Here is a 14380-nt window from a genome sequence, read left to right as displayed (position 1 = left end):
AAGTTAATCATTCTAGCTATATGTCTTAACGTTTTGCATGTTCAGTTTTCAATGTTCATGTTGCCATCTCGTTTTGACGACTTTATTAGTGTATCATCTTTCGTTTTTGATGTCAAACATTTTTTTGAAACATTTCAAATTGTTTGATTGTCGTTCCGAAGGACAAGTATTAATATACATGATATTAAAATATAAAGCAACCCCTTTTTAAAAAAAACTTTCAGTATTAAGACTGGAAAGCTAAATAAACAAGGTTTACATCAAAAATGTCAAAAAGAAATTAGCGCTTATAAGAAGGAAAACCTTATCATCCAAGCAATATATATGCTTTGCCAATCACCTAATGAAGTACTACTCATTATTGATTTTCGTTACAGGTGGTGACTAAGTAATCTAAAACAGGGTATATCAATAATCTACATTTCCTTTATGTGAAAAGTTTTGTTTTGGAAAGATTCGTTAACGATATTGATACTTCGATTGACCAACCCGCGTATTCAAAATTAATTCAATTAATTTCAACATATATATATAATCAATTGGATAAATGAAATAGGAGGAATACAAGATGGAATGGTTGCCAGACATTAGCGGAAGCGCAGAAATAATGTTTAAATTAACTATTGCTGCATTATTAAGTTTAATAATAGGTATAGAGAGGGAACTAAAAAAGAAACCGGTTGGTTTAAAAACAAGTATTGTAATTGCAACATTTAGTTGCTTGCTCACATACATATCGATCGAATCCGCATATAAGGCTCATCCCAACGAAGGCATCAATATTACAATGGATCCACTTCGATTAGCCGCACAAATTGTAAGTGGAATCGGTTTTCTCGGTGCTGGAGTTATCCTTCGTAGAGGCAATGATAGTATTACTGGTTTAACGACGGCCGCTATGATATGGGGTGCCGGGGGGATTGGAATTGCAGTAGGAGCCGGATTCTACTTTGAAGCAGCATTAAGTGTATGCATTGTCTTAATTGGAATCGAAATAATTCCACCGCTTTTAGCGCGAATTGGACCAAAACGTTTAAGATCAAAAGAATTATCGTTAATCGTACTTGTTTCTAATACAGATAACATTACGAAGGTGTATGATTTTTTACAGGCTAGCGGTCTTTATATAGAAAGTATTCGGATAAAAGATATTACATTAGACAATAATACTATCAAACATGAGATGGATATGCGATTGTCTATAGTTACTAAAAAAAATACAGTAGAATTTTATCACATTTTAAAAAAGCAGGAGTTTATTGAAACTGTGGAAGTAGAATCTATCTAACAAAGGAGCAAACCTATGGGAGAATTTTTTAAACTGTTAAAAGGTGGTAGTAAATCTTCTTTAACTGCTGCAATTGTAAATACTATTATTGCCGTATTAAAAGCAGTGGCATTCTTTTTAACAGGAAACGTAGCAATGTTTGCTGAAATGATGCACTCTTTTGGAGATGCTGCGAACCAATTTTTTGTTTTTATCGGTTCTGCATTATCTAAAAAAGCACCCACTCCCCGATTTCCGAATGGTTTTGGGAGACTCGTAAATTTAGTATGTTTAGGAGCCGTTATTTTAGTAGGTATCCTTTCTTATGAAACGATTAAAGAAGGATGGCAACATATTCAACACCCTACCGCTTCAAGTGGCCTTGCCATTAGTTTAATCGTTTTAGGATTAGGTATCATTCTAGAATCTGTCGTTCTGTATAAAGCAGGAAAAGAAATTTTACATGATGTTGGTATGGAAGGAGGCTTCCTTGCTCCCTTTACGAAAAGTATTGCGTATTTAGATCGTGCAAAACCGGCGACGAAGCTTGTATTTATGGAAGATTTAGTCGCTACTTCAGGCGGAGTACTCGCATTTATAGCAGTATTAATCTCCCATTTCACAGGATTTTTACAAGCAGAAGGAATAGCATCTATTCTAATTGGGGTGATGATGTTTTACGTTGTAGGAAAAGTATTTTTAGACAATGCGCGCGGTGCTCTCGGGGAAACTGATGAACAAATGCTTATGCATATTGCACATCTTTTATCGGAGAATACTCAAGTAAAGGACATCCAAGAATTAGAGGTAATCAAAGAAGGAGAATTTCTGCATGTAATGTTAGTAGCTGAAATAGATCCTACACTTTCGTTCGCAGAAGTCGATGATATTCACGATGTTTTGAAAGAACTTATTTTAAATCAACAAGGAGTTACTGACGTTACGATTGCATTCGATGAAGATGATGGAATCCGAAAGTGGACACACCACAGAGATCAGCATACAATATTAAAAACACATGATTGAGCATATAGCCCATCATGTGTTTTCTTTTTATAGACAAGCAGTCAATATTGCTTTCGTATCAGCTTCGTCTAACTTATTAAAATTACCATACTTCCCATTGGCCATTGCTTTTTCCACCATAAGATCAATTTTTGAATCATCAATATGATAATCAGCAAAGTTTGTTGGTGCATCTAAAGAAGACCAGAACTCCTCTAAGCGTTCAATTCCTTCTAATGCAATTTTCTCTGTAGTTTTTCCGGTAGGATCTACATGGAATACATTTTTTGCTAACTTCGCAAAACGTTCTGGATTCACATGCACATTATGACGCATCCATCGAGGGAAAATTATTGCAAGCCCACCCGCATGTGGAATATCGTACACAGCAGAAACTGCATGTTCGATATTGTGACTTGCCCAGTCTCCATTGTAGCCCATTCTCAAAAAGCCATTTAACCCTAACGTGCCTGCAAATAAAATGGTTTCGCGTAATTCATAGTTTTCAAGGTCTTTCACTAGTTTCGGTGCAGCTTCAATTACAGCACGCAGAACCCCTTCAATCATTTCATCATGGACTGGGGTATTTGTAGCCTCGTGGTAATATTGCTCAAACATATGCGACATCATATCAACAATTCCATAAACAGTTTGATCCAGCGGTACAGTAAAAGTATTTACAGGATCTAAAATAGAGAACTTAGGGAATACGAGAGGGCTACCCCATCCGTATTTTTCTTGTGTTTCTTCATTAGTAATAACGGAACCTGAATTCATCTCAGAGCCCGTCGCTGCTAATGTCAATACAGTTCCAAATGGAAGAGCTTCTTTAGGAATTGCTTTGCGTGTCACTAAATCCCATGCATCTCCTTCATATTTTGCTGCTGCCACGATTAGCTTCGTGCAATCGATAACGGATCCCCCACCTACAGCTAGTACAACATCAATTCCTTCTTTTTTACAGATTTCAGCTCCACGTTTGGCTGTCGATAATCTCGGATTCGGCTCTACTCCAGCCAATTCAAACACGTCCATATTTGCGCTTTTTAAAGCAGACATAACTTGGTCATACAAACCATTTTTCTTTATACTGCCACCACCGTACACGACAAGCACTTTCTTACCATATACAGCTAGCTCAGTCGTTAACTTTTCCAGTTGACCTTTACCGAATATTAGTTTGACTGGATTATAAAATGAAAAAGCATTCATCTAAACATCTCCTCTTCTATACGTACCCTAATAATATAAAAAAACCGCTTGTAAAATACAAGCGGTTCGTTTTTATACCCAGCCACGGAAACGAGAAGCTTCTGCAGTTCTGCGTACCCCTACCATATATGCAGCTAAACGCATATTGATATTACGAGTTGTAGCTACTTCATAAATATTCTCAAAAGCATCTACCATTTTTTTCAATAGTTTTTCATTTACTTCATCTTCTGTCCAGTAATAACCTTGGTTATTTTGAACCCACTCAAAGTAAGAAACTGTAACTCCACCAGCACTAGCCAATACGTCAGGAACTAATAGAATACCTCTATCATAAAGAATTCTAGTAGCCTCAGATGTTGTTGGTCCATTCGCAGCTTCTACTACAATAGTAGCTTTGATATTATGTGCATTTTCTGAAGTAATTTGGTTCTCAATTGCAGCAGGAACTAATATATCACAATCTAACTCTAAAAGTTCTTGGTTAGAGATTGTATTTTCAAATAAAGTCGTTACTGTACCGAAACTATCACGACGATCCAATAAATAATCGATATCTAAACCGTTAGGATCATGTAATGCACCATAAGCATCAGAAATACCAATAACTTTAGCACCTTGATCACTTAAAAACTTAGCTAAGAAGCTACCAGCGTTACCAAATCCTTGGATAACTACACGAGCACCTTGCATATCAATTCCACGTTTTTTTGCAGCTTCATTAATAACAATAGTAACACCTTGTGCAGTTGCACGGTCGCGTCCTTGTGAGCCACCAAGTACTAATGGTTTACCTGTTATAAAACCTGGTGAGTTGAATTGGTCCATACGACTATATTCATCCATCATCCATGCCATGATTTGAGCATTAGTGAAAACGTCTGGTGCTGGAATATCTTTTGTTGGTCCAACAATTTGACCTACTGCTCTTACATATCCGCGGCTTAAACGCTCTATTTCTCCCATAGACATTTCACGTGGGTCACAAACAACCCCACCTTTACCTCCACCATAAGGAAGATCTACAATTCCAGCTTTTAATGTCATCCACATTGAAAGAGCTTTCATCTCATCCGGTGTAACTCCTGGATGGAAACGAACTCCTCCCTTTGTAGGACCAACTGCGTCGTTATGTTGTGCACGGAATCCAGTGAATACTTTCACTGTGTTATCGTCCATTTTGACAGGAATACGTACTTCCAACATTCTTAGTGGTTCTTTTAGAAGTTCATACATTGCTTCATCGTAACCTAATTTTTGCAGAGCCTCGTGAATGACAGCCTGGGTTGATGTGAACAGGTTTAAATTTTCAGCCATTTGATTATTTCGCCTCTTTAAATTCATAATAATTTCTTCGGAATCATTGTAACATACATTAGTTATTATTTGTCTACGATTTATTAGTTACTGAAAACTTTTTTGATTTTTTCGATTGCCCAGTCTAATTCTTCTTTAGAAATAACTAAAGGTGGTGCAAATCGAATAACTGTATCATGTGTTTCTTTACATAGTAAACCTAATTCTTTTAACTGTTCGCAATATGGACGTGCTGCTTCAGTCAATTCCATACCGATAAATAATCCACGACCGCGAACTTCTTTAATAGAAGGATGTTGTATTTCTTTTAATGCATTCATAAAATATTCGCCAAGCTCTAATGAACGCTCCGCCAATTTTTCATCGATCAATACATCTAATGAAGCAACAGAAACTGCACAAGCTAATGGGTTACCACCAAATGTAGAACCATGAGAACCTGGATTGAATACACCTAAGATGTCACGATCTGCAACAACACATGAAATTGGGAAAACCCCTCCGCCAAGTGCTTTACCTAAAATGTACATATCAGGATTTACATCTTCCCATTCGCAAGCGAACATTTTGCCGGTACGTCCAAGACCTGCTTGAATCTCATCTGCGATAAATAACACGTTATTTTCTCTACATAATTCAAGAGCTGCTTTCATAAATCCTTCAGAAGGAATAAGAATTCCAGCTTCTCCTTGAATAGGTTCAATTAAAAAAGCTGCAGTATTTGGAGTAATTGCTGCTTTTAACGCTTCTAAATCACCATAAGGGATTAAGTTAATGCCTGGTAACATTGGTCCAAAGCCACGTTTGTATTCTGGGTCAGAAGATAAAGATACCGCTGTCATTGTACGCCCGTGGAAATTTCCATCGCATGCAATAATTTCAGCTTGATCTTCTGCTACACCTTTTACATCGTAAGCCCAACGACGAGCCGCTTTAAATGCAGTTTCTACTGCTTCAGCTCCAGTGTTCATTGGAAGTGCCATTTCTTTACCAGTAATTTCACAAACTTTTTCATACCAAGGCCCTAATTGATCATTATGGAACGCACGAGATGTTAATGTAACACGGTCCGCTTGATCCTTTAATGCTTGAATAATTTTTGGATGGCGATGTCCTTGGTTCACTGCAGAATATGCGGAAAGCATATCCATAAATTTATTACCTTCTGGATCTTTTACCCATACACCCTCTGCTTCCGAAATAACGATCGGAAGTGGATTATAGTTATTAGCCCCAAATTTATCAGTTTGTTCGATTACTTGTTGTGAGTTTGTCATTTTCATTTCCCCCGTTTCTTAAAATAGGCAGACTCATCCATGATGCGTCTGCCTATTTAATGTGTTGAAAAAATTAAAGCATTTCTGAAGTTGTTTTAGCTTGCATATGAAGTCCGATATAGTCTGGACCACCTGCTTTTGAGTCTGTACCAGACATGTTAAATCCACCAAATGGTTGGTATCCAACAATTGCACCAGTACATCCACGGTTAAAGTAAAGGTTACCAACGTGGAAGTCTTCACGAGCTTTTTCTAGGTTCATACGGTTATTTGTGATTACAGCACCTGTTAAGCCATACTCTGTATTGTTTGCAATTTCAATTGCTTCGTCAAAATCTTTTGCTTTAGTAATACCAACAACTGGTCCAAAGATTTCTTCTTGCATAATGCGTGCAGTCGGAGATAGGTCAGCAATTACAGTTGGTTGGATGAAGTAACCTTCAGAATCGTCACCAGTACCACCAGTTACTAAACGGCCTTCACCTTTACCAATTTCGATATATTCCATAATTTTGTTGAATGCTGCACCGTCAATAACTGGACCAACGAAATGCTCATCATTATCTGGAATACCTACTGTTAATGCATTTGTTAATTCTTCTACACGGCCTACTACTTGATCATATACGTCTTCAACGATTACAGCACGTGAACATGCAGAACATTTTTGACCACTGAAACCAAATGCAGATTTTACGATTGATTGAGCAGCTAACTCTAGATCTGCTTCTTTATCTACAACGATCGTATCTTTACCACCCATTTCAAGGATCGTGCGTTTAATCCAAATTTGACCATCAGCCAATTTAGAAGATTTCTCAACGATTCCTAAACCAACATCACGTGAACCTGTGAAGCTGATTAAACGAGTACGTGGATGTTCAACTAAGAAATCACCAATTTCAGCCCCTGAACCAGGGATGAAGTTAACAACTCCTGCTGGCATACCTGCTTCTTCTAATACTTCAATAAATTTATAAGAAACGATTGGAGTAGTTGAAGCTGGTTTTAATAGAACTGTGTTACCTGCTACCATAGCTGCAACAGTTGTACCAGCCATAATTGCAAATGGGAAGTTCCAAGGTGAAATAACTACTGCAACGCCTAAGGGAATATAATCATAACGGTTATACTCACCTGGACGGCTCTCAACTGGTTGCCCGTCTTTTAAACGTAACATTTGACGACCATAGTACTCTAAGAAATCGATTGCTTCAGCTGCTTCTACGTCTGCCTCTACCCAAGTTTTTCCTGCTTCTTTTGATAATAGAGCCGAGAACTCAGATTTACGACGGCGCATAATTGCTGCCGCTTTAAAAAGAACGTCTGCACGTACTTCAGGTTTTACTTTTTTCCATGTATTGAATGTTTCGTCCGCAATATCCATTGCTTTAGAAGCGATGTCTTTTGTAGCTTTGGATACGATACCTACTACTTGTTCTTTATTTGCTGGGTTATAAGAAGTAATTTTACCTTCTGTAGTAATACGCTCTCCACCAACGATTAGTGGATACTCTTCACCTAGATATGCTTCTACTACTTTATAGCCTTCTTTAATTGCTTTTTTGTTTTCTTCTTTGGAGAAGTCTGTGAATGGTTCGTGTTTATAAGGTATCATGTAAATCCTCCTTTAAATGTGGGTGCAAAAATAATTTGCGCTTTTAATTCATTTACATATATAATAATGCAAAAGATTGTTGCGTTTTTCAAGTATTATTTCTTAAATATCAAAATTTTTTTGAGGTGAGATAGATGAAAGACCCTTTAAAGGAACTCCTCCCCTTTTACAAGTTCGCTACAGAGCAAGTATCAGTGGGTATCCACGCAGTCGATATATTCGGAAAAACCATAATCTACAACGAACAAATGAAAGAAATTGAAGGATTAAATTCTGTAGATGTAGTCGACCGCTCCATTGTAGAACTTTTTCAATTCGAGCAACAAGAAAGCACATTATTGAAAGTACTACATAGTGAAAAACCGATTCTGCGGGTCAAACAAACATATTGGAATAGAAATGGGCAAGAAATAACTACTATCAATGATACTTACCCTGTCTTTAATAAAGAGAAACTAATTGGGGCCATCGAGTTTTCTCGTGACATCACTACATTAGAAAGACTAATCTATCAGCCATTAAAAAGATATAACGAAGCGATTACCCTCTCCACAATTACTGCTGCATCTAAAATGATGAAGGACGTAAAAGAAAGATCCATCAAGGCGGCACATGTTCGTATGCCTGTCCTCCTTATTGGCGAAGCCGGTACAGGAAAAGATTTAATCGCTGAAGCAATTCATCACCAGCTTTCACCGCCTAATGAGCAATTTATTAGTTTGTATTGCCATAGTTCAGATACCCATTTGATCGATAAATTTCAAAAAGAGCTAATACATCTATCTAACTGCACTATATTTTGTGAAAGAATCGATCTATTATCCATTGACTTACAAAATAAGCTGTTGCATATCTTAAATGCAAATAGCGAAAATCACAATGTCTATATTGCCAGCATCGGACAGGATCCTATCGATCTCATATCGCAGAACCAACTAAGTAAAGAGCTATATTATTATTTCACGACGGTTACGATAAATATTCCACCTCTTCGAGATCGAACTGAAGATATCTTGCCATTTATACATGATTATTTTAATCGCTATTTAAATCTATATGGATCCACCATTCAAGAAATTGATGAGGATGTCGTAGAAGCATTTGTAACCTATGAATGGCCAGGTAATTTAAAAGAACTAGAGTTACTTTTGGATGAAATCAGCTCTATGCTCACAACAGAGCGTATTTTAAAATTTGATATGTTGCCACTACACTTTAAGTTAAAAGTTCAAGATTTCAACGAAACATCCAAAAAAGCACAAGACTTTATTGTATCCTCCGATAAAGATTTATTACCATTAGATGAGTACTTACGAGAAGCAGAAGTATATTATTTACAAAAAGCGCTCGATAAATACGATGGGAATATTACTAAAGCTGCTGAAGCTCTAGGTATGAGTCGTCAAAACTTACAGTATCGATTACGGAAAATGAAAAATGGAAGCACTCCCTAAACAGAGAGGCTTCCATTTTATTGTAGGTAAAGTTACTTGGTGTAATGGAACAGGTGCGTGCAAAGTTATAATACTAAGTCTAAATGGATTTCTTGATCCATTCACCTAATTTTTCTTTAAGCGTATTAAAGCCTTCTTCATCATGTTCATCTACCCTAGCTTGTAGGGTTTTACGAGGCTTATCTTCTTTTTTAGATACAATCGGTTTTTCTTGGAGCTCACGAATAGATAAACTAATTTTTCCTGCTTCATCATCTATTTCTAAAATTTTCACTTCGACCTCTTGGCCTGCTGTTAAAAACTCGCCAACCTCTTTTACATAGCCATATGTTATTTCAGAAATATGCACAAGTCCTTGTGTATTTTCATCTAAACTCACGAACGCTCCGTAAGGCTGTATGCCAGTTACTTTGCCTGTGACCACATCTCCTACCTTATAAGTTATTGTCATATTACCCGTTCCTACTTTCTATATATACGTTTTAGTCATGCTAAATTATAACATAATCGAAAGTAAGCGGGCAAAAATCACTGAGTGGGCATGAAATTGAAATTTTACCAAAACATATTCAAAACGGAGGAAAGAAACCTCTCACAGAAATAAATTATTAAACAACTCATTTTATTTCTTCTCCTAGATGCACATGTGCGTCTTAACAGGTAACCATTATAATTTTCTCTGCTTGCGGGCGCTTTCCGCCGGGTGAGCGATGAGCTCACCAGCAGAACAAAGGCTAAGAGCGCCACCTCGTGTGGCAACGCCTTCGTGACCAACATCTTGTTGGCCTCGGCAGGAGTCGCCTCCAGCAGAGAAAATCAAAGAAAATTGCTTCCGTTCCGAGCAAAGAATGTTGTTATGCGAGCATAACGAGGTAGCATACGAGCATAAAAGTTCGATCTGTCCCAAATGTTGCGAGTAAGTAGGTAAATGTTGCGCATCCGGTCTTTAATGTTGCGAGTATCGACTAATATGTTGCGCAAATTTAATGGACGATCTAATCCATGTAAATTAAGCGGAGACTTCAAGTAAAGTGCATGGCAATCAGTGTCCGCCGCCTTTGCATGGAGAATTGGTTGCGCTCGTTGCCAATTTGGTTGCCTTCACGCCCATATTGGTTGCGTTGGGTAGTGAATTGGTTGCTTTCAAGTGACAATTGGTCTCGCTAAGCCATTTCCTCACTTTTAATGGCTAATAAATACAGATAAAAGCGTATATTTGGATGGATTGGAGCGAAAAGGACGGAGATTTCACATCGAACGCCTAAGCGGACGGTGAAGGCTCATCGCTCACCCCGTGGAAAGCGGCCGTCCTGCAGCGGAAATCTAAGCGGACACTTCCTTAAGACACAATATCCCTATAGATTCAAGTGAGTATGCTAGCAACCACTGGATGTTAATCATAATCCTTCTGGGGTATTTTCTATGAATTGCCCCAAGTCTCCATTGATTGCTAGATGAAGTGCATCGTCAATATCATTATAATCAAGGTCTTCCCAACTGTCGGATTGAACCCAATTACTCGCTTCAAATTCCTCCACAATTGGTGCAAGTATATAATTAACTGGTGAATTGCTTGTTTCGGAAACCATTTCTTTCCATAGCTCACGGTACTCTAGCTTCACTGTTCCATCTGTACCAAAAATCAATTGATCTTTAGTTCCTTTCACAATCGCATGAAAGATTTCTGTGTAATATGCTTTCATCTTACTCTTATCATTATATGAATCGGAGCTATCAAATAAGCAATTTTCTAATTCGAACATAAAAGCCACGGATTCATCTAAAGAATAGATAAGTTCTCCAGCATAAGTAAATGGCTCTTTTTCTAGCATTTTAAAATATCCCGAAGCAGATGGTGCTAAGGAATGTATGAAATTATAAGATCTATCATTTTCTTTAATTTCATAACGAAGCTTATCCTTGTCAACATATAACCATTCGCTCTCAAGTATCTTAATTTGTTCGGGCGAAACATCATGTTGATTGTTAAAGAAATTCTGTAGCTCTCTTATTTTCATAGAGTAGCTATTAAAAAAATTGGCGGTCCCTTCTTCTGTTAAAGTAATTTGATTTTTCTCTATATCTTCAATCATTTGCGAAGGTAGATATAGACTATATAGTATGTCATTCACTCGAGATTGCAATCTGTCACCGTTATTAACTAGTGTACCTAAAAGATCATTATTAGGACTCGTATAAAAATTATATCTGGAATCTGCGTTCTGGATAAATCCTATTTTTGAGAATTCTTCTTCCGTTAAATCTAGAAGTTGTCTTCTTTTTTCCCGCTCTTTCGGATACTCCTCTTTTAACGTTGCTAAAAATTGCTCTATAACAATACTTTCTTCTACCTGTTCACTCCCAAAATTAGTCTCCTTTTTCGTATAACTAGCACCTAAAATAGTAATTACAAATATACTCGCTATACTTACTGCCCAGACTGTCACCCGTTGCCAGCCTGTCCCTTTGTTTTTCTTTTCAAGCATCGGCGGTGCTTCTTCTATTTTGTTTAATATACCTTCTACATCCATTTGTTCTGGTAATCGTTCATAGGATTCCTTCAATAAATTTAATCGTTCTTCCAATTGCTTATTGTCCATGTTCAGCACCTCCATTCGCTTCCAAGGCAGTTTTTAAATGACCCTTTGCTCGTAGTAATCGTATTTTAATAGTGGAAAGTGGGACATTCAGTACTTCAGCAATTTGCTCATATGATAACTCGTGGAAGTAGAACAAAATAATTGGGAGTCGATACTTTTCATCTAATAATTGAATAGCATTATGTAGTTCTCTATCTTCTTCAAAGACAAGCACTTTATCTTCTGTTGATTTTGCTGCATAAGTTATAGCTGTATTTCTCATTAGTTTTTCTTCTTTGGCCAGCTCCCTAGACTCTTTCCGGTAATAATCCCTCGTTGCATTTAAAGTAATTTTGTATAACCAAGTTGTAAATCGTTCACGCTTAAATTGATGCAAAAATCGATAGAGCTTCACAAACACTTCTTGTGCAACATCGGGTATATCATTTATATGTACACCGCATTGATAAGCAAACTTTTCTACCGTTCGATGATGTATGCGTATTAGTTCTGCGTATGCTTGTTTATCGCCTTTTTGCGCACGTTCGATTAATTCATTTTCGGGCATTGCTCCCCCTCGCTCTCACTTGTTGTAATGGTGGTACGAAAGATATTTCTAAAATGTTTCATAATTTGTTATACATTTTCTTTTAAACCTCGTGTACAATAAGACAGTCCTAATGAAGGAGGAATTACTTTTGACAAAACGAGATCATTTTGGATCCAAAATTGGATTTATATTAGCAGCAGCTGGAAGTGCAATCGGCTTAGGAGCTATTTGGAAGTTCCCATATATGGCTGGAAATAATGGCGGCAGTGTCTTTCTTATACTTTTTATTATAAGCACACTGCTGATCGGTCTTCCTATTTTGCTAGCTGAATTTGTTATCGGGAGACGTGGGCAAGCAGACCCCGTGACTTCCTTAAAAAAACAAGCACCTGGAAAACCGTGGTATCTTATTGGATGGTCCGGACTATTATTTTCATCTATTATTTTATCTTTTTATAGTGTGGTAGGAGGATGGATTTTAAGCTATTTAGTTCGCTCCATCTTTTTCAAACTTAAAGGTGGGTCTGATAATTATTTCAGCGAATTGTTTGGTTCTATTATCCAGAACCCTTGGGAAGTCATCATTGCCCAAGGAGCATTTATGTTAATAACTATATGGATTGTGCAAGGCGGTATTAAAGGAGGCATTGAACGTGCAAGTAAGTGGATGATGCCTCTATTATTTGTTTTTTTCATCGCCCTCGTAATACGATCGTTAACACTGGACGGTGCAATAGAGGGTCTTAAATTTATGTTCGTTCCGGATTGGTCTTATTTTAACGGAAAAACGATTTTACTGGCTCTTGGACAAGCCTTCTTTTCCTTAAGCGTTGGTGTGGCCGTGATGATTACCTATGCTTCTTATTTATCGAAAGAGGAAAAACTGGGAAGCTCCTCGTTAAATGTGGCACTTATGAACATTGGTGTTTCCATTTTAGCCGGATTAGTAATATTTCCTGCTGTTTTCGCTCTCGGTTATACGCCCGACCAAGGACCTGGCCTAGTATTTATCATACTACCGGCTGTATTTGAACAAATACCGTTTGGTGCATTTTTTATGATTATATTCTTTATCTTGCTATTATTCGCAACGCTGACATCCTCTATCTCGATGTTAGAAATATCTGTCTCGATTGGAATTCGTTCTAATTATGAACGTCGTAGGAAAGCATCTTGGATCTATGGTTTGATCATCTTCTTAGTTGGTATTCCAAGTGCTTTATCTTTTGGAGTACTTTCCGATATTCATATTTTAGGCATGACTTTTTTTGACTTTGCCGACTTTATCACAAGCAGCTTTGGGTTACCTTTAGGGGCATTATGTATTTCCATTTTTGCCGGATACAAATTAACTAAGGCACAGCTTTCAAATGAACTAATGCTAAATAAGCCTTTGTTCCGTACATGGCATATTATTGTTCGTTATATTGCTCCTCTTGCAATCATTATTATCTTTGTGCAAGGGATCATTAAATTGTTTATGTAAAAAATGTGCTTTTTCTGTCAATACTTTAAAAGTGGTTATAAACAGATTTATGTTATAATATAATAACAATTAAGACTTTTAAAGGGGTGGCTGAATTCATGAAGAAAGAATTACATGAACAATTACGTCAAATTAGAGAAGAACGCAATATTTCATTAGAAGCACTTGCCTTAAAAACAAGAATTGGTACAGGAAAATTAGAAGCATATGAATCAGGTAGTGAGACACCTTCTGTGCAAACAATCTTAAAATTATCGAATGCCTTAGAAGTCCCAGCCTCCAATTTATTGGATGGCTTACAAGAAGCATAATAAAAAAGCTTTCGGGGTCTAAACCGAAAGCTTTTTCTTATTTTAGATAATGCTTTTCATTTCATATTTTAACGCGATAAGTTTATAAGAGATTTCTACACATTTTTCAAGCGGAATCCACTGTTCAAATGAATGTTCATAGATTTCCTGAATTCGTTTGGCCAATTCCGATGGATGATCGATGCTTTGTAAATCGGCCACTACATCCGCTGTTTCCGCTTCATAGCTATCTACACCTAGATTGAATGGATCCCATTCTTGCAGAGTCCAAATAGCTTTTCTATTCATTTCAATTGCGTCCATA

The 14380-nt window shown here is 37.1% G+C and carries 13 protein-coding genes; 5 read left to right on the top strand and 8 right to left on the bottom strand.

The annotated features are described in order from the left end of the window. Window positions 1-568 precede the first annotated feature (568 nt). Together FS486_RS19280 and FS486_RS19275 are read left to right on the top strand one after the other, a co-directional pair. Window positions 569-1288: an MgtC/SapB family protein gene (locus FS486_RS19280; RefSeq protein ID WP_144513957.1), complete on the top strand. Its 720-nt coding sequence runs from the start codon at window positions 569-571 to the stop codon at window positions 1286-1288. Window positions 1289-1303: 15 nt separating this feature from the next. Further along, window positions 1304-2293 carry a cation diffusion facilitator family transporter gene (locus tag FS486_RS19275; protein ID WP_144513956.1) on the top strand — a complete coding sequence of 330 codons (990 nt, stop codon included), beginning with the start codon at window positions 1304-1306 and terminating at the stop codon, window positions 2291-2293. Between the two features lie 27 nt (window positions 2294-2320). On the opposite strand, the gene FS486_RS19270 is transcribed toward FS486_RS19275, so the two are convergent. From FS486_RS19270 to pruA, 4 genes are all read right to left on the bottom strand, one after another. Next, window positions 2321-3484 (bottom strand): iron-containing alcohol dehydrogenase, encoded by a 1164-nt coding sequence (locus tag FS486_RS19270; protein ID WP_144513955.1) that lies wholly within the window; start codon window positions 3482-3484, stop codon window positions 2321-2323. 72 nt (window positions 3485-3556) lie between these two features. Further along, window positions 3557-4801, bottom strand: coding sequence for a Glu/Leu/Phe/Val family dehydrogenase (locus FS486_RS19265; RefSeq protein WP_144513954.1), 1245 nt, complete (start codon window positions 4799-4801; stop codon window positions 3557-3559). 83 nt (window positions 4802-4884) lie between these two features. Continuing rightward, window positions 4885-6078 carry an ornithine--oxo-acid transaminase gene (locus tag FS486_RS19260; protein WP_144513953.1) on the bottom strand — a complete coding sequence of 398 codons (1194 nt, stop codon included), beginning with the start codon at window positions 6076-6078 and terminating at the stop codon, window positions 4885-4887. 73 nt (window positions 6079-6151) lie between these two features. Then, a complete protein-coding gene (gene pruA / locus FS486_RS19255; RefSeq protein ID WP_144513952.1) occupies window positions 6152-7696 on the bottom strand; it encodes an L-glutamate gamma-semialdehyde dehydrogenase in 1545 nt (514 codons plus the stop codon). Window positions 7697-7830: 134 nt separating this feature from the next. On the opposite strand from pruA, the gene FS486_RS19250 reads away from it, so the two are divergent. Next, a complete protein-coding gene (locus FS486_RS19250) occupies window positions 7831-9150 on the top strand; it encodes a sigma 54-interacting transcriptional regulator (RefSeq protein WP_144513951.1) in 1320 nt (439 codons plus the stop codon). 79 nt (window positions 9151-9229) lie between these two features. Here FS486_RS19250 and yugI read toward each other — a convergent pair whose 3' ends face one another. The 3 genes from yugI to FS486_RS19235 all read right to left on the bottom strand — a co-directional run bounded on the left by yugI (window position 9230) and on the right by FS486_RS19235 (window position 12297). Beyond that, window positions 9230-9601 carry a S1 domain-containing post-transcriptional regulator GSP13 gene (yugI, locus tag FS486_RS19245; protein ID WP_144513950.1) on the bottom strand — a complete coding sequence of 124 codons (372 nt, stop codon included), beginning with the start codon at window positions 9599-9601 and terminating at the stop codon, window positions 9230-9232. A gap of 946 nt (window positions 9602-10547) precedes the next feature. Further along, the gene (locus tag FS486_RS19240; RefSeq protein ID WP_144513949.1) at window positions 10548-11750 is read right to left on the bottom strand and encodes a hypothetical protein; all 1203 of its coding nucleotides are present in this window, start codon (window positions 11748-11750) and stop codon (window positions 10548-10550) included. Then, entirely contained in the window at window positions 11740-12297 is a 558-nt protein-coding gene (locus FS486_RS19235; protein WP_144513948.1) for an RNA polymerase sigma factor, read from the bottom strand. The genes FS486_RS19240 and FS486_RS19235 overlap by 11 nt, the downstream gene beginning before the upstream one ends. Window positions 12298-12427: 130 nt before the next feature. Between FS486_RS19235 and FS486_RS19230 the strand changes: the two genes are divergently transcribed. Together FS486_RS19230 and FS486_RS19225 are read left to right on the top strand one after the other, a co-directional pair. Next, window positions 12428-13765, top strand: a complete 1338-nt coding sequence (locus FS486_RS19230) for a sodium-dependent transporter (RefSeq protein WP_144513947.1) — start codon at window positions 12428-12430, stop codon at window positions 13763-13765. Between the two features lie 98 nt (window positions 13766-13863). Continuing rightward, window positions 13864-14076, top strand: a complete 213-nt coding sequence (locus tag FS486_RS19225) for a helix-turn-helix domain-containing protein (RefSeq protein ID WP_144513946.1) — start codon at window positions 13864-13866, stop codon at window positions 14074-14076. A gap of 42 nt (window positions 14077-14118) precedes the next feature. Here the strand turns inward: FS486_RS19225 and FS486_RS19220 are convergent, their stop codons facing one another. After that, on the bottom strand, window positions 14119-14379 hold the full coding sequence (locus tag FS486_RS19220) for a DUF1871 family protein (RefSeq protein ID WP_144513945.1): 261 nt from the start codon (window positions 14377-14379) through the stop codon (window positions 14119-14121). Between the last annotated feature and the right edge of the window lies 1 nt (window position 14380).

This window comes from Bacillus sp. FJAT-22090 (assembly GCF_007676755.1).
Classification (GTDB): domain Bacteria; phylum Bacillota; class Bacilli; order Bacillales_A; family Planococcaceae; genus Psychrobacillus.
This window is presented reverse-complemented; position numbering and strand designations above follow the sequence as displayed.

Coding starts and splice junctions, on each gene's coding strand:
- FS486_RS19280 (WP_144513957.1), top strand. CDS start 569: ATGGAATGGTTGCCAGACATTAGCGGAAGCGCAGAAATAATGTTTAAA.
- FS486_RS19275 (WP_144513956.1), top strand. CDS start 1,304: ATGGGAGAATTTTTTAAACTGTTAAAAGGTGGTAGTAAATCTTCTTTA.
- FS486_RS19270 (WP_144513955.1), bottom strand. CDS start 3,484: ATGAATGCTTTTTCATTTTATAATCCAGTCAAACTAATATTCGGTAAA.
- FS486_RS19265 (WP_144513954.1), bottom strand. CDS start 4,801: ATGGCTGAAAATTTAAACCTGTTCACATCAACCCAGGCTGTCATTCAC.
- FS486_RS19260 (WP_144513953.1), bottom strand. CDS start 6,078: ATGACAAACTCACAACAAGTAATCGAACAAACTGATAAATTTGGGGCT.
- pruA (WP_144513952.1), bottom strand. CDS start 7,696: ATGATACCTTATAAACACGAACCATTCACAGACTTCTCCAAAGAAGAA.
- FS486_RS19250 (WP_144513951.1), top strand. CDS start 7,831: ATGAAAGACCCTTTAAAGGAACTCCTCCCCTTTTACAAGTTCGCTACA.
- yugI (WP_144513950.1), bottom strand. CDS start 9,601: ATGACAATAACTTATAAGGTAGGAGATGTGGTCACAGGCAAAGTAACT.
- FS486_RS19240 (WP_144513949.1), bottom strand. CDS start 11,750: ATGGACAATAAGCAATTGGAAGAACGATTAAATTTATTGAAGGAATCC.
- FS486_RS19235 (WP_144513948.1), bottom strand. CDS start 12,297: ATGCCCGAAAATGAATTAATCGAACGTGCGCAAAAAGGCGATAAACAA.
- FS486_RS19225 (WP_144513946.1), top strand. CDS start 13,864: ATGAAGAAAGAATTACATGAACAATTACGTCAAATTAGAGAAGAACGC.
- FS486_RS19220 (WP_144513945.1), bottom strand. CDS start 14,379: ATGGACGCAATTGAAATGAATAGAAAAGCTATTTGGACTCTGCAAGAA.